Source organism: Lysobacter sp. N42 (genome assembly GCF_004344885.1).
The window spans coordinates 635,605-655,560 of record NZ_SKFB01000001.1; the positions used below are offsets into that span (position 1 = coordinate 635,605).

Annotated in this window: 18 protein-coding genes; 3 read left to right on the forward strand and 15 right to left on the reverse strand. The window is 44.3% G+C overall.

What is annotated here, in order from left to right; genetic code table 11:
- Positions 1–68: 68 nt before the first annotated feature.
- The 9 genes from EYQ95_RS03145 to EYQ95_RS03185 form a co-directional block, all read right to left on the reverse strand.
- The gene (locus tag EYQ95_RS03145) at positions 69–299 is read right to left on the reverse strand and encodes a DUF2835 family protein (RefSeq protein ID WP_111914153.1); all 231 of its coding nucleotides are present in this window, start codon (positions 297–299) and stop codon (positions 69–71) included.
- A gap of 25 nt (positions 300–324) precedes the next feature.
- Positions 325–2,931 carry an aminopeptidase N gene (gene pepN / locus EYQ95_RS03150; RefSeq protein WP_111914152.1) on the reverse strand — a complete coding sequence of 869 codons (2,607 nt, stop codon included), beginning with the start codon at positions 2,929–2,931 and terminating at the stop codon, positions 325–327.
- A 12-nt stretch (positions 2,932–2,943) separates the two neighbouring features.
- Positions 2,944–4,392 carry a Na+/H+ antiporter NhaC gene (nhaC, locus tag EYQ95_RS03155; RefSeq protein WP_111914151.1) on the reverse strand — a complete coding sequence of 483 codons (1,449 nt, stop codon included), beginning with the start codon at positions 4,390–4,392 and terminating at the stop codon, positions 2,944–2,946.
- A 129-nt stretch (positions 4,393–4,521) separates the two neighbouring features.
- A complete protein-coding gene (gene prc / locus EYQ95_RS03160) occupies positions 4,522–6,546 on the reverse strand; it encodes a carboxy terminal-processing peptidase (protein WP_111914150.1) in 2,025 nt (674 codons plus the stop codon).
- An 8-nt stretch (positions 6,547–6,554) separates the two neighbouring features.
- Positions 6,555–7,226 (reverse strand): RNA chaperone ProQ, encoded by a 672-nt coding sequence (gene proQ / locus EYQ95_RS03165; RefSeq protein ID WP_111914149.1) that lies wholly within the window; start codon positions 7,224–7,226, stop codon positions 6,555–6,557.
- Positions 7,216–7,512: a hypothetical protein gene (locus tag EYQ95_RS03170; RefSeq protein ID WP_126266326.1), complete on the reverse strand. Its 297-nt coding sequence runs from the start codon at positions 7,510–7,512 to the stop codon at positions 7,216–7,218. Before EYQ95_RS03170 ends, proQ begins: the two co-directional genes overlap by 11 nt.
- Positions 7,503–7,997 (reverse strand): GAF domain-containing protein, encoded by a 495-nt coding sequence (locus tag EYQ95_RS03175; protein WP_111914147.1) that lies wholly within the window; start codon positions 7,995–7,997, stop codon positions 7,503–7,505. The genes EYQ95_RS03170 and EYQ95_RS03175 overlap by 10 nt, the downstream gene beginning before the upstream one ends.
- Positions 7,998–8,005: 8 nt before the next feature.
- Entirely contained in the window at positions 8,006–8,317 is a 312-nt protein-coding gene (locus EYQ95_RS03180; RefSeq protein WP_111914146.1) for a YeaC family protein, read from the reverse strand.
- A gap of 4 nt (positions 8,318–8,321) precedes the next feature.
- Positions 8,322–8,654: a hypothetical protein gene (locus tag EYQ95_RS03185; RefSeq protein ID WP_111914145.1), complete on the reverse strand. Its 333-nt coding sequence runs from the start codon at positions 8,652–8,654 to the stop codon at positions 8,322–8,324.
- A gap of 200 nt (positions 8,655–8,854) precedes the next feature.
- On the opposite strand from EYQ95_RS03185, the gene EYQ95_RS03190 reads away from it, so the two are divergent.
- Complete coding sequence (locus tag EYQ95_RS03190) at positions 8,855–10,378, forward strand: sodium:alanine symporter family protein (RefSeq protein WP_111914144.1); 1,524 nt, start codon at positions 8,855–8,857, stop codon at positions 10,376–10,378.
- Between the two features lie 74 nt (positions 10,379–10,452).
- Here EYQ95_RS03190 and EYQ95_RS03195 read toward each other — a convergent pair whose 3' ends face one another.
- From EYQ95_RS03195 to msrB, 3 genes are all read right to left on the reverse strand, one after another.
- Entirely contained in the window at positions 10,453–11,580 is a 1,128-nt protein-coding gene (locus EYQ95_RS03195; protein WP_111914143.1) for a M14-type cytosolic carboxypeptidase, read from the reverse strand.
- Between the two features lie 67 nt (positions 11,581–11,647).
- Positions 11,648–13,096, reverse strand: coding sequence for a glyceraldehyde-3-phosphate dehydrogenase (locus tag EYQ95_RS03200; RefSeq protein ID WP_111914142.1), 1,449 nt, complete (start codon positions 13,094–13,096; stop codon positions 11,648–11,650).
- Between the two features lie 134 nt (positions 13,097–13,230).
- Positions 13,231–13,623, reverse strand: a complete 393-nt coding sequence (gene msrB / locus EYQ95_RS03205) for a peptide-methionine (R)-S-oxide reductase MsrB (RefSeq protein ID WP_111914141.1) — start codon at positions 13,621–13,623, stop codon at positions 13,231–13,233.
- Positions 13,624–13,721: 98 nt separating this feature from the next.
- On the opposite strand from msrB, the gene pyk reads away from it, so the two are divergent.
- The gene (gene pyk, locus EYQ95_RS03210) at positions 13,722–15,158 is read left to right on the forward strand and encodes a pyruvate kinase (RefSeq protein ID WP_207916207.1); all 1,437 of its coding nucleotides are present in this window, start codon (positions 13,722–13,724) and stop codon (positions 15,156–15,158) included.
- A gap of 5 nt (positions 15,159–15,163) precedes the next feature.
- Here pyk and EYQ95_RS03215 read toward each other — a convergent pair whose 3' ends face one another.
- From EYQ95_RS03215 to EYQ95_RS03225, 3 genes are all read right to left on the reverse strand, one after another.
- Positions 15,164–16,012 carry a DUF6279 family lipoprotein gene (locus EYQ95_RS03215; protein ID WP_111914139.1) on the reverse strand — a complete coding sequence of 283 codons (849 nt, stop codon included), beginning with the start codon at positions 16,010–16,012 and terminating at the stop codon, positions 15,164–15,166.
- An 84-nt stretch (positions 16,013–16,096) separates the two neighbouring features.
- Complete coding sequence (locus EYQ95_RS03220) at positions 16,097–16,939, reverse strand: LytTR family DNA-binding domain-containing protein (RefSeq protein ID WP_111914138.1); 843 nt, start codon at positions 16,937–16,939, stop codon at positions 16,097–16,099.
- Entirely contained in the window at positions 16,936–18,012 is a 1,077-nt protein-coding gene (locus EYQ95_RS03225) for a sensor histidine kinase (RefSeq protein ID WP_207801073.1), read from the reverse strand. The genes EYQ95_RS03220 and EYQ95_RS03225 overlap by 4 nt, the downstream gene beginning before the upstream one ends.
- Positions 18,013–18,181: 169 nt before the next feature.
- Between EYQ95_RS03225 and EYQ95_RS03230 the strand changes: the two genes are divergently transcribed.
- A complete protein-coding gene (locus EYQ95_RS03230) occupies positions 18,182–19,954 on the forward strand; it encodes a M61 family metallopeptidase (protein ID WP_111914137.1) in 1,773 nt (590 codons plus the stop codon).
- Positions 19,955–19,956 lie beyond the last annotated feature (2 nt).

The window sequence follows — 19,956 nt, forward strand, 5'->3', positions numbered from 1 at the left end:
TGGAATGAACATTCACTTAATTGCCATTTTTATCGGTAAAAACGACTTAGCCATGAATATAAATGAATTTAAAAATCTCTAATTTTTTCTAGGGAAACAAACTTATGGTTCTGGTCGGTGCAGAGCTTGAAACGACCTCGAATACCGTTACGGGAAATAAACGGAACCATGTGTCGTATAGCAAGTTGTAGGCGTAAACCATTTTCGGCGGTAATCACCACTGAATTACCGCCTTGGCCATAGTAATAATGCTCTACATCTAACGCAGACATAACGATAGAAAAGTAATATTCATGCATGATGAAATTTTCACATATTAAGCGACTATGCGTCCGCTAGGCTCTTCTCTACTTTTTCAAACAAGTCTTTCGACAAATTCTGGTGCTCTTTTAACCGTTCAAGAACGCCTCGCAACTGCTTTGAACGCCCTTCTTCTAATCTACGCCACTTTAACAGCGGTGAAATAAGCCTAGAGGCCACTTGAGGGTTAGAATCGTTCAACCTTGTAATAGCAGCCTCCATTAAGCGATAACCGGCACCATCCGCGCGATGCAATTGGCTTAGGTTATGCGAAAAGGTAGATAGCAACGCATACACTCTATTCGGTTTATTCCAATCAAATAATTCATCGTTCAACAGGCGCTCTACATTTTCAACTGTAGAATCGTGCCCTGTTAACGCCTGCACGGAGAACCACTTGTCCATAACTAGCGTGTTACTTGCCCACTTCGCTCTAAATTCTCGCAGCATTACTTCGGCGTGTGAATGGTTCGCTTGCACTGCGGCACTCAAAGCACCAAACGACAATGTCATGTTTTCTTGCAACGCGAATTGGTGTTGTATTGCGTGTGTGGTTTGTTGCGTATCTAAAAGCGCTAAATATTGCACTAGTACATTGCCGAGCATACGGTGACTAATCGCCAAGCTATCGAAACTTTCTACATCAAACGACAGTTGCGTCCACACCTTTTCCATCTGTTGGCCAAATGTATTACAAATATAAGCTTTCAGTGTTGTTAATGCCTGTTGAATCGACTCTACTGGAATAATGTCAAAGTCGCTTGCGACAGCCTCTTCAGAGGGCAATTGAAGCAACAATGAAGAAATGGACGGGTCTTCAACAGCATGGTTCAAAATACTTTGCATTAAGCTATCAAATTCAGAAAGTTCACCAAAATCTTCAGCTTCGATGTAACGATGAATTAAAGTCAGATAGATTTGCTGCACAGCATCCCAGCGTAAAAATGGATCTTTTGCTAACGCAGCAACGGCAAACGACTGGTTGTCAGAGCTGTCGTATTTTACTTTGATCGGTGCCGAAAAATTCGCGAGTGGAGCGAAGATAAAGCCTTCTGGTACATTTTTAAGTGTCCAAATTTGCTCTTCTGCTTTCAACTCAAACACACCTTCTTCCGGCCAACCTTCGGCATTCAAAGGTGTTCCGTCGTTGCTGAAAATTTCAGATTTTATCGGAATGTGGAAAGGCTGCTTTTCGTTCTGCCCTGGAGTCGCCGGCGTTGTTTGTTTAGCCGTAACCGTCAAGGTTTCGCTGTCTTTGTCATAGTCGGTAGCAATTGAAACTACCGGCGTACCCGCTTGACTATACCAGTGCCTAAACTGCTTTAGATCAATCTTATTTGCATCTTCCATGGCAGATACGAAGTCTTCACAAGTGACAGCTTGCCCATCGTGACGTTCCACGTATAAGCGCATACCTTGTTGAAAACCCTCTTCGCCTAATAAAGTATGCAGCATACGAATAACTTCAGCACCCTTGTTATATACCGTAACCGTGTAGAAATTATTCATTTCCATCACTTGGTCAGGGCGAATAGGATGCGCCATCGGGCTTGCGTCTTCGTCAAACTGATGGGTTCGCATAATACGCGCGTCTTGAATACGATTAACGTCACGCATACCGCGATCAGAGCTAAACTCTTGATCTCTAAATACAGTTAATCCTTCTTTTAAACTAAGCTGGAACCAATCGCGACAGGTAATTCTATTGCCAGTCCAATTATGAAAGTACTCGTGTCCAATTACAGATTCTACGTTGAGGAAGTCTTGGTCTGTGGCGGTGGCTTTGTCAGCTAACACGTATTTCGAATTGAAAATATTTAAGCCTTTATTTTCCATGGCTCCCATGTTGAAAAAGTCCACTGCTACAATCATATAAATGTCTAAGTCGTAAGCTAATCCAAACCTTTTTTCGTCCCATATCATCGCGTTTTTTAGCGACTCCATGGCGAAAGCTGCCCTAGAAAGATTACCTTTATCAACGTACAGCTCTAATTCGACGTCACGACCTTCCATAGTGCGATAGTTGTCACGCAAGCAGTCAAAGTTCCCAGCAACTAAAGCAAACAAGTAACACGGTTTGGGATGCGGATCATGCCACTTCACCCAATGTTTGCCCTCTTCGCTCTCACCTTTATCGATTAAGTTTCCATTTGCCAACAATTGCGGAAACTCATTCTTATCAGCCACAATGGTTGTGGTATACAACGACAGTACATCTGGGCGGTCTAAGAAGTAAGTGATTCGACGGAAACCTTCCGCTTCACACTGTGTGCAATAAGCGTCACCACTTTTGTATAAACCTTCAAAAGCCGTATTTGCCGCTGGGTTGAGAAGCGTAGTAACACGCAGTTCGCCCTGTTGCGGAAAATCAAAAATAGTCAGCTGACCTTCGATAACTTCATAGTCCGTGCCTTCCGCTAACAACTGCCCGTCTAGCTCGACCTTTACTAGCGTTAGGTGTTCCCCATCAAGTTGAAGTTTAGAGTCCTCTCTAAGGCGAAGAATTTGCATAGTGTTAACGACTTGCGTACGCGTTTCATGCAAATTTACCACTAGGTCAACCGCCTCAATAGAAAAGACAGGCGCTTTATAATCTTTTCTATAGCGGGCAACTGGACTTCCTAACTTCATACTGCAAAGCTCCTATTGATGTTCAGGCTCTAAACGTAAAATTTTAAAATTGGTGTAACCATATATGATGGCTAGAAGTGGAACGATCACCAAGAAGAATGCATACGGAGCATAAGCTAACGGATAAACTCCTAGCACTGAGAACATGTACGCTCCGCATGTGTTCCAAGGTATTAATGCTGAAGTAACTGTGCCGCTAGACTCCAATGAACGCGACAGAACACGTGGGTCTAAACCTTGTTTTTTATAAGCGTTTCTAAACATACGCCCTGGCAATACAATCGCCATGTACTGGTCAGCGGTAAGCAAGTTGGTACCAAAACCGGTCAAAATAGTACTTAAAATAAGGTTTCCAGTAGTTTTTACTGACTTCAAAATACCCTCAATAAGCTTTTGTAGCAGGCCTGTAGTTTCCATCACCGCACCAAACGTCATGGCGCTGATAATCAACCAAACGGTATTCACCATGCTTCCCATGCCGCCGCCACTGATCAGTGACGTTAAGTCGTCGTTTGAGGCATTAATTTCAACCCCGGTTGCGAGAGCAAGCCATACAACTTCAAAGCCACCGACTATGCTACTTGAGCCAGACCTAGCCAGTGTTTGAATGAGATCGGGTTGGAAAATAACCGCCCATACGGCACCCACTAAAGCACCAATGAAAATAGTAGGTAAAGCCGGCTTTTTCATAATTGCGAGGGCAAATAATATAAGCAGTGGGAACAGAATAATGGGTGAAATATTAAATATGGTAGCCAGCTCGGTTTGCATAGATTCTAGCTTAGACAAGTCGGCAGCTGACTCTGCGCCGAAACCTAAAATAGTGAAGAGTATGACGGACAAAATAATGGCTGGGAAAGAAGTCCAGCTCATATAACGTATATGAGCAAATAGCTCTGTACCACTTACTGCTGGAGCCAAGTTTGTTGTGTCTGACAACGGTGACATTTTATCACCAAAATACGCCCCTGAAATGATCGCACCTGCAGTAATTTCAACGCTCATACCCATACCCATGGCAACGCCGATAAGAGCTACACCAATTGTTGCTGCTGTAGTCCAAGAACTACCTATAGCAAGAGCAATAATGGCACAGATTACGCAGGAAGCAGCGTAAAACCATGAGGGGTCAAGAATCTCTAACCCATAATAAATCATGGCAGGAACGATACCCGACAAGAGCCATGTACCTATTAACGAACCTACCATAAGAATAATGAGCACGGCACCTAACGCCACAGAAATACCGTCAACAATACCCTGCTCTACTTCTTGCCAGGTATATCCGTTTCTGAAACTAATTAATGCAGCAATGGCAGCAGAACACAGCAATGCAATTTGGTTTCCTCCATAAGAGGAGTCTTCACCAAATAGGTAAACCGAGCTACCCAGCATTAAAATTAATCCGATAAGAGGAATGAGCGCTTGCAAATAATTCGGCGCCTTCTTGTTTTCAGTCATATCTAAAGTCCAGTTTTTCGCGCAAACCTAATGTTTTACGCTGGTTTTCAAAGTTTATAATTATAGAAATGAAAGCAAAATGCCATTCACAAGGGTGAATGGCATTGTTTAAACACTCTAGCTGGCTTTTCAGCTATTCGCTTCTAGTAACCGAATATAATCCCTAACAATAGACACCGTCTCTTGTAGGTATGGGTCGGTTTCGAAATACTGCTCAGGCACGTCATCGATGTCATCAACAGGTTCTAGACCGTCTCTTTGCATGCGCTCATTTGCCCGAGCTAAGCGTCTTTCTTTATTCTCTTCAGTTTCCGCCTGGCGTTCTTCAAGAACAAGGCTGACATAGTTTTGTTCTTCAGCTTCTTTATAACGTTCAATGTCTTCCAGTACGTACACGAATTCAGGATCTTCGTTAATACGACTCTCATGGGCCGACGCTAATTGATTCAAAATTTCCGAGTTAAAGAAATTAAGACGTTGGTATTCTGTAGAGTCAATTTGGTCCCATGGTAACGCGTTGTCAGCTTGGCTTTCACCAAACTCTTCAGGATCTACCGGTGTAGGGAAGGCAATATCAGGAACTACGCCTTTGTGTTGTGTGCTGCCACCATTTACGCGGTAAAACTTAGCAATGGTGTATTGCACGCTCCCCATAGGCTCAGAGTAAAAGTCGAATCGGCGCTGCAGACCACGATGCTGTTGTACTGTGCCCTTACCAAACGTCTGCTCACCAACAATAACTCCACGCCCGTAGTCTTGAATTGCCGCGGCAAATATCTCTGATGCTGACGCACTATAACGGTCTACCATAACTACTAACGGACCGTCGTAAACAATACTAGGATCGGGATCTTCACTTACATCTACCCGGCCCGCGCTGTCTCGAACCTGAACCACAGGTCCAGAGTCAATGAACAAACCGGTAAGGTAAATGGCTTCATTAAGCGCACCACCACCGTTGCCGCGTAGGTCAATAACCAATCCCTCAACGTTGCTTTCGTTAGCTTCGGCAATCAGCTCGCGAACATCACCACTTAAGTTGTTGTAAAAAGCCGGTATTTCGATAACACCTACAGTCGACTGGTTATCATCAGTCTTAATTTCAAGCTTCGCTTCGCGGTCTTCTAGTCGAATTTCTTCGCGTGTTATTTCGACTGTTTTGGGCGTCGCTGCACTACCCTGGCTACCCGACAAAATTTGTAAACGAACTACGCTGCCTTTCGGGCCAGTAATAAGTTCAACTACGTCGTCTAAACGCCAACCGATAACATCGACAAACTCTTGGTCGCCTTGTGCTACCGCAATAATCTTGTCTTCAGGGCTTATTTCGCCAGAACGGTCAGCGGGACCACCCGGAACCAAGCTACGAATAACGGTGTAATCATATTCGGCTTGTAATACGGCACCGATTCCCTCTAATGAGAGATTCATATTTTGCTGGAAGCGCTCAGCGTTGCGCGGTGATAGATAGCTCGTATGGGCGTCTACACTACGTGCAAAAGCATTCATTACCGTTTGAAAAGCATCTTCGCTTTCAGCTTGAACGATACGCTGTAATGCTGTTTGGTAGCGGCGAGTTAAGTTGTCTTTAATCTCTTCTTCACTGCGACCGGCTAACGCAAGGTTAATCGCATCGCTGCGAACACGCTTATCCCAGATTTCATTGAGCTCTTCTTCACTAGTCGCCCAGCTTGCATCTTCACGGTCGTAGTAAAAACGTTCGTCTTCCTGATCAAAACTAAACGTTTCATCTAATAAAGACAACGCGTATTCATAACGCTGCATACGGCGCTCTAAATGCAATTGGTACATTTCAAACGCAACAGCTAACTCACCTTTTTCGACGAATCGGTTAAATTGACTGCGTTGGTCAGAGAATTGCTCTATATCGGTTTGCAAGAGGAACATCTTGTTATAGTCAAGTTGCTCCACATAGCGGTCAAAAATTTGCTCACCCATTTCTTGGGTGAGTTCTGCACGGCCATAGTGATATCGGGTGAAGTACGATGAAATACGCTTGCTTGCTACTTCGTGTTGTGACTCAGGTGCTAACTGAGGAATATCCTCAACACTGTAGTTTGCATCAACGGCATACACGCTTAGCGAAAGCGCGCTAAGACCAATACCTAAAAAGCGAACTAAATTCTTCACCATCACTACTCCTATTTAACTTCGTATAGGTCGCTCACTGAAACCTTTAACGTCATACCCGAGTCTAGTTGAACTTGAGCTTCAGTTTTATCAATTGTCGTTACAGTGGCAAAAACTTGCGACTTACCGAATTTCACTTGAACCTTCTGACCTTGAGTTAATTGACTCAAATCTTTCACGGCTTCAGTTTGGACAACAACTTTTTCCGATGGTTTCGAGCTAAGCTTACGTTTATGTACGTTTGGCTTATTCTTCGGCTTAGGTTTGCGAGTGCCTGGCTTGGCCGCTTTACCTTGGTCTTTTTGTTGTTCTTTGCGCTTGGCGTTCGCCTTTGCCTTCGACGCTTCTAACGTTTCTTTAGCGTGCTCTTCATGGTCGGTTTCTACGGTTCCCGCATTCCCACCGTCTAAGTCCACACGTTCAACGCCTTGTTTCACACAACGAAGGTAGCGCCATGAGTTTGTATACTGACGCAAAGCTACACGCAGTCTGGTTTTACTTACTTTTTCATCTTCCGCAAGACGGCTCGCCAAGTCTTCAAATATACCTATTTTCAGAGGCTTTGCTTCCCCTTCTAGCGTAAAGCACTTAGGGAATTGCTCTGCTAAATAGGCAATAACTTCCTTACTATTTGGAAGCTTTGCCGAGTTTTCTTCTTGTTTTACTTCTTCTTTATTCGTCACCGTCTTGCTCCTGCTCTATGCGGCGTATAACTTGACGTACATAGTCATCGAGTTCATCACTGTCACTTTCAATAAGTGACGGCTCTTGTAACCATGCAGACACTAGCTCAGAAATAAATTCCTCAGCGTTGTCTGCATTCCAAAATTCGCTTTGCGACATCTCATCAGAAGCCGAGAATAACATGCCATTGAGTTGATCGGCAGCGTATTCCGCATCTTCTTCAAAACTTTCCATTTCTCCGGTGGTCACTAAAAACCCCCGAATATCGAACATTTCTATCGCCATACTAGGTTCTCAAGTATAGGTTTCAATAGTTCTAAACCTTGCACATCCACATCAGAGAAACGAGAAAGCTTAGGACTATCGATATCAAGAACAGCAACTACCTGCCCTTCAACCATAATAGGAATAACCACTTCACTCTCGCTCGCTGAGTCACACGCAATGTGACCAGGAAACGCATGAACATCGTCGATATGCTGTGTTTCGTTCTTAGCTGCAGCCGTACCACATACTCCTTTACCCCATGGAATACGAACACACGCTACCTTACCTTGGAATGGACCTAGTACTAGCTCGTTTTGGTCTTTTTCCTTAAGGTAAAAACCAACCCAATTCACGTCGCTCAGGGCGTCGAAAAGAACTGCGCTAATATTTGCTAGGTTAGCTATAAGATTGGGTTCGTCTTGAGTTAGGTATTTGAGTTGCGAGGCTAGCGAACTGTAGTCGTCTAGCGTAGATAGTGAAATGCTGGAGTTCTGTTCAAACACTTAATAACCTACTTCTTTGAAGATTGATTAAATTTTGCAATGGAAAGTTCTTCAGACTGTGCTTTAGCAAGCACTTTATCACGAAGTTCTTGGCGCATGTCGCGTTTCGACTTCACTACAAGCTCTCCGTCTTTATTGATCTGAAAATGGTCTTTTTGGTCGAGGTAATGCTTCTGATACATCATTACAAGCTGCATTGAATTCTCGCGCTGCGCATCTGTAAGCTTCTGCCCGTCAGGCCAACGCCCAGTTTCAACTGCGCTTAACATTCTTTCGTAGATTTCAGGCGTCATCGCCTTTAAAGCTGTTTCATATTGCATGGTTTTAATTACCGCGCTTTATCCAAAATATGCGACCTCTAACTAACAGGTAACATGCCAACGCGGCGCTACCTACTACGAGAGAGATAATACGCATGTGTTGTTGCCAGCCCGTCTGTTGCCACTCTATAGCAACGCCTGCAATACCAGCAATAAAAAACAACATGGCTAGCATTTGATAGCTTACAAGCTTATTTAACCGTTCGTTACGTTGAAAAACCTGTTTTCTTGCCAACGAATCGGCGTCGTGCTCTCCAATGGGAAAACCGCATGAAGCACAAGTTGCAGCTTTATCCGATGTTTTCTTGCTACATCCGGGGCACTTAATAATGGCCATTCAACTTTACCCTAACTTCTCCATATAAGTCGCATGATACCAGTCCAACAGCTATGGATCATCCATTAAAAGCACCATTTAAACATAGAATTTATGCCAGTTAACGCGTGCAACAACACAATAATGCGTAGAGCTTTTAAACTATATATGGCAAAGTTATTGCCTACAAAACAACAAAATCAATCCTTCGGGGGAAATTCATGGAATCTATCGTCAGCTTTATCAATGGAGTTGTCTGGAGCCCAGCACTTATTTTCTTGTGCCTCGGCGCAGGTCTGTTTTATTCAATTTTAACGCGTTTTGCGCAGGTTCGGCACTTCAAAGAAATGATCAAAATTCTTTTCAGTGCCAATAGCTCTAAGCAAGGTATATCTTCTTTCCAAGCACTCGCAGTAACCCTTTCTGGCCGTGTAGGTGTCGGTAATATTGCAGGTGTTGCAGCAGCCATCGGATTCGGTGGACCAGGCGCTGTATTCTGGATGTGGGTTGTAGCCTTTTTGGGAGCCAGCACAGCATACGCCGAATCAACCTTAGGCCAAATTTACAAAGTTGAAGAAGACGGCCAATACCGCGGCGGCCCTGCTTATTACTTCGAAAAAGCACTAGGTCAAAAATGGTTAGGTATCTTATTCGCTATTTCAGCAATTATTGCCTGCGGTATCTTCTTACCGGGCGTACAAGCAAATGCGGTAGGTAACGCGGTTACCCATGTATTTGGCGATGGCAATATGGTGGAAACAGCGTTCGGCGAAGTTGCTCGAACTAAGCTTATCTCACTTGCAATCATTCTTATTGTTTTAGGGTTCATCATTTTTGGTGGTATTAAACGTATCGCAAGCTTCACACAGCTTGTTGTTCCGTTTATGGCACTAGCGTATATCATTATGGCGCTTGTCATTGTGTTCCTAAACCTAAACCTAGTGCCTGGCATTTTAGGTCACATCGTATCAGACGCATTTACTGCACAAGCAGGCTTCGGTGCAGCAATTGGCTGGGGGGTGAAGCGTGGTATCTACTCTAATGAAGCAGGGCAAGGTACTGGTCCTCACGCATCTTCAGCGGCTGAAGTAGACCACCCTGCTCAACAAGGCTTAGTACAAGCATTCTCGGTGTACGTGGATACGCTATTTGTATGTACAGCTACTGCATTGATGATTCTAATTACTATGCAGTACAACATTCAAACTGAAGACTTCAACGCGCTAACCGGCGCAGGCACAATGATTGTTCAAAACGTAGATCCAACCACTGAAGTAGCGTCTCCAGCGTTTACGCAGTTGGCCTTGGAAAACGTATTTGGCGGTTTTGGTGAAGCATTTGTAAGTATCGCGATTTTCTTCTTCGCGTTCACAACTATTCTTGCTTATTACTACATCGCTGAAACCAACGTAGCCTACCTCGCAAAATACTTTAAAGGCGAATCTCCACTATTTTTAGTTAAGGTCGTCATTATGGCTATGGTGGCTTACGGTACGGTAAACAGTTCGGGTTACATCTGGAATTTAGGTGATGTTGGCGTAGGTCTAATGGCATGGATTAACATCGTAGGTATTTTGGCTATTTTCTTTGTAGCTAAGCCTGCAATGATGTGTCTAAGAGATTACGAAGACCAGCTAAAAGCTGGCGGTCCAATTACTTTTGATCCGAAAAAACTAGGCATTAATAACGCCGAGTTTTGGGAAAAGCGTATTGAAAAACAAAGACAGGAAAGCTCTGACTCTTAGTTTTTTCACGCATAAAAAAAGCGCTTGCGAAGTATCTTTGCAAGCGCTTTTCTTTTATCTAGCTAACACTATTTTTAGCGGAGTACATCTACTACGTCGTAAACCGCTTTTAATGCGTCACGGCCAAATTGTTTCGAGCGAATGTCGTTCCAACCCGTATGCAGGTTAGGTACGCCATCGTTGTCCTTAAATGGCATTTCAATAGTATAGGACAAGCATTTAAATAACTCGCCAACCGCTGCACAAGCTACAGTCATATTAGCTTCACCCGGCGCGTCTTTGTCATAACCGACTTCATCTTGGAATTCAGGTGTCGCGGCAGCAAAAGCAGCTTTAAACAACTCTTCCAATGAAGCGTGGCGCTCATCGTACGACGGAATACCTTCACAGCCCGCTACGAAGTTATGAGGTATCGCTTCGTCGCCGTGAACGTCCAAATACATATCCACGCCTACTTCTTTCATTTTGTTTAGTACATGGAAAACTTCAGGGCTTTTCTCTAATGAAGGCGTTGCCCATTCACGGTTAAGGTTAGTACCCACGGCATTAGTTCTTAAGTGTCCTCTTACACTGCCGTCTGGGTTCATGTTCGGAACCACGTAGAACACCGCTTTGTCTAAAATATTTCTGCTAATCGGCTCTTCGTCGTCTAGCAAATGCTCTAACATCCCTTCTACGAACCATTCAGCCATAGACTCGCCCGGATGCTGACGCGCAGTAACCCAAATTTTCTTTTTCTCCGGCGTCGGCTCACCCACAACCAGCATCGTCATGTCGCGGTTGTCTATAGTCGTGCCTAGATGAACTTGCTCAACCCATGCAGACTGTTGTGACCATTGCAGCAAATCTAGGTGGCGCTCCCAACTAAATGGAACGAAATAAGCAAAATACGTGGTTTCTTGTTCTGGAGTGAACTCAATTGTTAATGCTTTACCGTCGTATGACGTAGGAACACGGAACCAATATTCGCGATCGTAACTGGCGAGAGCTTGATACCCTTCCCAACCATCGGGATACGCTGCAGAAGAAGCATTCTCAATGACCATACGGTGTGCTTCCCAAGCCTTAGAGTGGAGCTTGAAGTGAAACCATTGATAAAAGTCTGATTGATGATCTTTGCGAATATTTAAACGAATATTGTCGATTGCTGAATCGTCTACAACTTCAATGTTTCCGCTGTCGAAACTAGAGCTGATGTACATGCGATACTCCTTGAAAAATAAAGGCGCCCGAGGGCGCCTCAAAAATATTCATACGAATGAATAATGCTTACGCTGGTAATGAAGGAACGACCAAGCCTGCCATGTCTTGAACACAACGAAGTACCTGGCAGCTATAACCAAACTCGTTGTCGTACCATACGTAAAGCACAGCACGGTCACCGTCTACGATAGTTGCTTGGCTATCAACAATACCTGCATAGCGGCTACCCACTAAATCAGAAGACACAATTTCAGTAGAAGCTGTGTAGTCGATTTGGTTTTGCAAATCAGAGAACAAAGCTGCTTCACGAAGGAAGTCATTTACACCTTCTTTAGTTGAAGCTTCGTTCATATTTAAGTTCATTATTGCCATTGAGACATTAGGCGTAGGAACTCGAATTGCGTTACCTGTTAGCTTACCCGCAAGCTCTGGAAGCGCTTTAGCTACTGCTTTAGCGGCACCTGTTTCAGTAAGAACCATGTTCAATGGAGCAGAACGACCACGGCGGTCTGCTTTATGGTAATTATCGATCAAGTTTTGATCGTTAGTGTATGCATGAACTGTTTCCACATGACCATTTTTAATACCAAAACGGTCATTCATCGCTTTCAACACTGGAGTAATTGCGTTAGTGGTACAGCTTGCTGCAGACAAAATCTTGTCTTCAGGAAGAATGTCGTCGTGGTTAACACCATGCACAATATTTTTGATGCTGCCTTTCGCTGGCGCAGTGAGAAGTACTTTGCTCGTGCCCTTAGACTTCAAGTGTAAGCCTAGGCCATCTTCGTCTTTCCAGATACCTGTGTTATCAACAATAATTGCGTTGTTAATACCGTAAGCCGTGTAATCCACTTCATCTGGGCTATTCGCGTAAATCACCTGAATGTGCGTACCATTCGCTTTAATCGCTTTAGCTTCGTGATCTACCGTGATAGAGCCATTGAATGGACCATGAACAGAGTCACGGCGCAGCAAGCTAGCACGCTTTTCTAGGTCACCTTCACGGCCACCACGTACTACAATTGCACGCAAGCGCAATTTGTTGTTCCGTCCATTACGCTCAATCAACAAGCGCGCAAGCAAACGTCCGATACGACCAAAACCGTAAAGTACAACGTCTTGAGGTTCTTGGCTGTCAGCACGGCCGACAGCTGAGTCTAGTTTACGTTCTAAATAAGCTTCAACAGACTCTTCGCCTTGGCGCTCACCTTTATGAATATAACCGTACGCTAACTTACCTAAGTCAATACGTGCGCTGCTGATATCCATTTTCGCCATAGCTTCTAAAAATGGGAAGCTCTCTCTCAAGCGAAGCTTTTCACCTTCGTGCTGACGCACTAAACGATGCGCTTTAATAATATCGATTGTAGAACCTTCGATTAAGCTGCGGCCGTAAACTAGTGTTTCTACACCTTTGGTACGGTATAAGCGGCCAATAAGCGGTTGCATAAGCTCAGCAAACTCTTGGCGCTCTTCCCAGCTATGTAATGTGCGATCGCTCTGAACGTCAGACATAAGAAAACCTTTTCAATCAGTAATCAAATATTTCGGCAGTGAATACTACCGGCGGAAAAATCGCCGAGTATTGTACTTAAAAACGGTGCTTTCGGCTAGCAAGAAGCCGATGAAAGTTGTTTTTATAAGTTTTATCACTTGGGTTTAAAGGTCAATGACAACGAGTTCACGCAATATCGTTGCCCCGTAGGCTCGGGTCCGTCTGGAAAAACGTGGCCTAAATGCCCACCACAATGCTTACACACAATTTCTGTGCGCGTCATGCCATGGCTATAGTCTTCTACGTATTCAATATTGTTACCCGCGGCTTCCGCGTAAAAGCTGGGCCAACCGCAACCCGCATCAAACTTCGTATCACTATCGAACAAGTGACTGTCACAGCCTGCACAATGATAGGCTCCTTTGCGGCTTTCATTGAGCAACTCGCCTGTAAAAGGCCTTTCGGTGCCCTTCTCACGGAGAACTTTGAACTGTTCGGGCTGCAGAATCTTACGCCACTCTTCATTCGTTTTATTATGGTTTGTCATAGATTTACCTTCATAAACCTGTCATCGAGTATATTTTAGTATGTTAAACTTATAGCTATACGCAAAATAGTTCTAATCAGAGCTTAATGAGGAATCACATGGCACTTCGTCGTACTAAAATCGTTACAACACTAGGTCCTGCTACCGACAAACCAGAGGTTTTGCGTAAGCTTATCGCCGCTGGTGCGAACGTGATGCGATTAAATTTCTCTCATGGAGAAAAGGAAGACCATTTGAAACGTGCCGAGTCTGCCCGAGCGATAGCAAAAGAACTAGGCGTGTACATTGGTATTCTTGGAGATCTACAAGGCCCAAAAATTCGAATTTCGCGTTTTGCCGAAGGTAAAGTCGTATTGAACGAAGGTGATACATTCGTTTTAGACAGTAATCACCCCGTCGATCAAGGCGATCAAAACGTAGTTGGTTTGGATTATCCAGATCTTCCGAAAGACATTTCCGTTGGCGACACGTTATTACTGGACGATGGCAGACTTCGTTTAGAAGCTACGCAAGTTTCAGAAACTGCGGTAACGACCAAAGTAATCATTGGCGGTAAGCTATCCAATAATAAAGGTATCAACCGCATGGGCGGCGGTTTGAGTGCCAACGCGTTAACCGACAAAGATTTACGCGACATTAAAACAGCTGCAGAAATTGAAGTTGATTATTTAGCTGTTTCTTTCCCTCGCAGTAGTAGCGATCTTCACCAGGCCAGGCAGTTACTTCGCGAAGCAGGTTGCGACGGCGCTATCTGTGCCAAAATAGAACGTGCCGAGACTGTAGCTACCGACGAAGCACTTGACGACATCATTATTGCTTCAGACGCTGTCATGGTTGCGCGCGGCGACCTTGGAGTGGAGATTGGTGACGCCCAACTCGTCGGTAAGCAAAAACGTATTATCGAGCGCGCCCGTGAACTTCAAAAAGCTGTCATTACCGCAACACAGATGATGGAGTCGATGATAGACGCTTCTATGCCGACTCGTGCCGAGGTAATGGATGTGGCAAACGCGGTGTTAGACGGAACCGACGCAGTTATGCTTTCGGCAGAAACAGCTGCGGGTAGCTTCCCAGTAGAAACTGTCGCGGCAATGAGCTCTATTTGTTTAGGCGCTGAAGAATATCCGCAGCAGAAACCAATGCGCAGAGCCAACGTCGACGAAATTGTTTCTGTTTCCGAAGCGAACGCCATGGCTGCAATGTATACAGCAAATAATTTGTCTGGTGTAAAAGCGATAATTGCACTTACAGAGTCTGGGCAAACCGCACGCTTAATGTCTAGAGTAGACACGACGTTACCTATTTTTGCCCTTTCAAGACATCCTAGAACGCTTGCTCGTTCGGCATTACATAGAGGTGTCTATCCGGTCTTTTACGACTCGACCCAGGCACCTACCCATGAAGTGCTAAGAAGAGCTATAGAGATTGTACAAAGCATGGGTTACATCCAACCTGGTGATTACGTCATTGTGACTCATGGCGATATTATGGAAACGGTAGGAGCAAGCAATACCACGAAGATACTTATGGTTTAACTCCATTACTCGCCATAAACCTCTACGAAGTGGTGAAGCTGCTCTTCCCACTTCGTAAGTTGGCGATTGAAAAAAGACGTTTGTCGTTCGGTCATCTCAGTACGAATATCCATAGAAGTCGCAATTCCTTGTGCCCTGCTCTGGTCGACTAAAGCTTGCAATGACTCGGGTTGCAGTGACTCCGGATTGGTCACCAACACCTCTAATTGGCTCGAAAAATCTTCTGAGTGGCGTACAATCAGTGCACTCTCAAAAGCGTCTATCCAGTCTTGTTGATAACGAAACCACTGTTCTTCAAAGTTCGGCGACGTTGCCATTAAGCGGCGCACGATGCGCTGTTGAGAGCGCGTAAGCGGACCGATAAACTTTTCTGCGGCTTCTTCAAATCGGTCACTACGTTCTATTATATTCTCCTGTTCACCGCGTTCCTGCCATTCGCCTTTTTCTTCGTCTAACTCTTCTTGTAATGAAGCTATTAATGCTTCAACTTGCTCATCAGAAAGCGTGGGTAAAATTCGATTTAAAGTAGGGAAAATAACTACACGAATGTGCCTTAAACGCAGTTCTATGCGTTGCGATTGCTGCAACATCCATTCTCGGTCAATATTATTTTGACTGTGTGCGGTTCGGGTGTGAGCTATTTCTTCAAGTAGCGGCGCAGTATCATGTGTAGCGAGGTGATAAAGGAAGTTATCGATTTCTTGTTTAACCGTATCCTTTTGAGAAGGTTCTAAGTCAACGTAGCTCTCAACTTTCCACAAAATAAGCGTATCTAAAAACGGTATAGCGAAACGCTGTGAACAGCTTGCGATAAGTAAACAAGAAAACACCACAATAAAGAGTCGTTTCGCCATGGTCACACCTATTTCGTTAACTCTTTCGTCGGTTTGCTACCGCTAAACTCAACTTTATCGGTTTTTCATCATGAACAGGTGTTGTTAGTTTCCTAACACCAGCTGTTTAATTCGGTCCTTATAAGACCTACTTACTTTCAATTCTTTACCGTTTGACAACACAACATGATATTCACCGTTTTGTCGGCTACATAGCTTCTCAACCTGATCGACATTCACAATTGCAGAGCGGTGAATACGTTGAAAAAGCTTAGGATTTAGCTCTTGCTCGAGCTCTTTCATGGTTTTGCGCAGTATGTGGGTGTCACTACCGGCATGAATACACATATAGTCACCTGCGGCATCAATCCAAGCTATGGAATTCACTGCTACGCGAGTAATTTCGCCGCTGTCTTTAATGGCGATGTGTTCAGGGTAGTCATCGTTTAGCAGAGGTTGCCCTTCAGCTAACTTTTGCAAAATATCTTCGCAGTCTTCACCGGTAATTTCTGAAACCAGCTGCAGTAACTTAGACTGCTGCTCACCTTTCAATTCTACTTGTGAGGCTTCAGTGTCGAAACTGTCTTGAATTCGCGCCAAGGTAGCCATTAACCGATCTTCATCGACAGGTTTGAGTAGGTAGTCAAGTGCTCTGACTTCGAAAGCTTTGATAGCGTATTGGTCATACGCCGTTACGAAAACAACCTTGGGCATCGGAAGTTCGCGCTCTTTGATTTGTTTCAATACATCAAAGCCGTTCCAACCGGGCATCTGAATATCGAGAAATACCAAGTCTGGATGTAGCTCTTCTACCTTAGCCACAGCTTCTTTTCCGCTGCTAGCTTCTGCTACAACATCTATATTGGCGAATTCGTTTAAGCGAACTTGCAGACCTCTTCTTGCCAATGTTTCATCATCGACAATCACTGCTCTGATTGTTTTACTCATGCTTTCTCAGTTGGCTGCCATGGTATTGAAATTGTCACAATACAACCCGACGGTTGATTAGCCTCAAGAGTAAATGAGTATTGTTTTCCATACAAGGCTCGCAAGCGCTCTTCTGTGTTTTTTAAACCTACGCCTTCACGCTTTTTACGTTTTTGATCTGCTGCAGAAAATGGTTCTGGTCCATTGTCTTCGATCTTTATGTTCAACATGCCCGCCTCTACGTAAGCCGAGATATCAATGTTTCCGCCGTCTTCAAGCTTAGCCACAGCATATTTAATCGAGTTTTCAATGAGCGGCTGTAGTAAAAGGCTCGGCACTAAACCTTTTCTAGCTTCTTCGGTGATATCGAGTTGTACGTTAAGGCGGTCAGTAAACCGTGCTTTCTCAATGTCTAAATACAGCATTAAAGCGTCTATTTCTTTGTCTAACGTAATGCGTTTAATCGGTTCGTTATCCAATGAAAACCGCAGAAACTCACTGAGTTTCGACACCATTTGGTTAGCCGATTTATTCTCATTGACCAAAATAAGAGTAGAAATAGCGTTTAGCGTGTTAAATAGGAAATGTGGATTTAACTGGTACCGCAACATTTTTAGTTGCGACTGGTGCGCCATCGACGTTGCAGTTAACGCTTTTTGTTTTTCGTCTTGCAGAAGCTGGTAGTACTTAATCACGAAGTATAAACCGCTCCAGCACAGAATAATGTAGAACTTGGCTACCGAGTGCTGGAAATAAAACAGCCAGTTTCTCGGGCGGTAACCAAACTTATAGATTTCCCAGTGCGTGGCGTTATCTATAACCGCCCACAACGCAGCCGCAGCATAGGAGCCGACAAGAACAACCGCGATAAGAATAATAGGTGACGAGTTCCAAATACGTTGGTAAACGTAACGCAGAGGAATAGTTAACAAGAACCCAGCATAAGCACCGAGAAGAATGATAACTACGAAAATGCTACGCATTTCTTGCACTAAAGAGCCAATGTATTGCACCACTGCAAAACCAGACCACCCGGCTATTTGCAGTGCCCAAAACATTTTATTTCTTTGCTCTAAAAGCGCTCGCCAATTCACAATACTTACCTAAAACAATTTTTTAACAATTTTAACGGATAATTCCGTTCTCACCTAGACCATTAATCTAGCCAGCAGAACATTCTGTCGCAGCTGCTATCGGTAAATGGTCTGTGGTAACCTGCTTACTCTATAAACTTACTCACTCGAGCCTTCTAAAGTGACACGTATGACTGCAACACCTATACATTATAAAGTTGAATTAGCCTCACCTGAGCATCATTATTTTAAGGTTACCCTGCGTATCAACCGCCCTAACCCATCGGGCCAAGCACTTCGCTTGCCTGCATGGATTCCAGGAAGCTATATGATACGAGACTTCGCGAAAAACATAGTCACCTTTGAGGCGAATAGCGACACAAAGACGCTCGGCTACACACGCTCCGATAAAAGTACCTGGCTAATCGAACCATGTGCAGATCCAATAGAGGTTACGTATCTTGTATATGCCTTCGACGCTTCTATTCGGGCAGCCTATTTAGACTTTACCTACGGTTTTGCTAACGGCACCAGCCTGTGTATGGAAGTTCTGGGGCAGTCAAACGAGAATGTTTCACTAGAGGTAACAACGCCTGCAAGTAGCCGACTCGGTAGCTGGGAGGTTGCTACAACTTTACCAACGGTTAATGTTGATCACCGAGGTTTCGGTTTATTCGAAGCTGAAAATTATGACGCGTTAATTGACCACCCTATGTTGTTTGGCGAGCTTACCAAGATTCCTTTTCAAGTGAATGATATCCCACACAGGCTGGTTTTAGTGGGTAAACATTACGCCAATCAAGAAGCATTAGCCAAAGACTTAACAACGATATGCAGCGCACAACATAAATTGTGGGGAGAAAGCCCAGACTTCAGTCGTTATGACTTTCTTACCATTGTTACTGAAAATGGCTTTGGTGGCTTAGAGCACCGTAGTAGCACCGCATTAATGTGCCCTCGCGAAACTCTAGAGTGTGGCAATAAAGATACTCCCAAAGAAAGCTATTTAGATTTTCTAAGCCTTTGTAGCCACGAATACTTTCATAACTGGAATATTAAACGCTTGAAGCCAGAAAGCTTTATTCCTTACCAGCTTGATTCAGAGAGCTACACAAACGAGTTATGGTGGTTTGAGGGCGTTACCTCTTATTTCGACGATTTAATGCTGTACCGTTCTGGCGTTATCGACGTAAATCAATACTTAAAGCTATTAGCGAAAACCCTAAGCCGTGGATTAAAAGGCGTCGGCCATACTCGTCAGTCACTTGAAGAGTCCAGCTTAATGGCTTGGACGACGTTTTATCAGCAGAATGAAAACGCCCCGAATGCCATTAGCAGTTACTATGCTAAAGGCGCTGTTCTTGCGTGCTACCTCGACTTGAAGCTCATGGAAATAGGATTTTCCATTGATCAACTCCTGCAAAACTTATGGGAACAGCACGGTAGAACGGCGAAAGGAACCACTTTCGACAAGATCCTCAACGCTATTGCAGAGCTTGGCTCGAGGGAGCTAGCGGATGAAATTAAATTGTTGGTCACTCAACCAACAACACCGCCAATTCAAGAGTTACTCGAAAAGCATGGCGTTCAGGTTTCGCAAGTAGCTAGTCACCCGCTAACACTGCTACCTACTGCTGAGATGGATAGTGCAACAACCTATTTTGGTGCGGCGCTAAAAGAAACTTCTGCGGGGTTAGAAGTGGTTAGAGTATTAGAAGACAGTCCGGCAGCCAAAGCTGGGGTCAGCGCGAAAGACGTAGTGATTGCCATAGATGGACTGAAAGCCACAGCGAAGCAATGGCAATTAGCGTTACAAAGATTTAGCCCAGGACAGAGCACGCGCATTCATTATTTTCGCGATCACACGTTGCTCAATGCAGAGGTTGAATGGGAAGCACCGCCACAAGACACTTATGTATTGTCGTGTGCGCTCGAGTCAGCCCTTCCTTGGAAAAAACTATAACT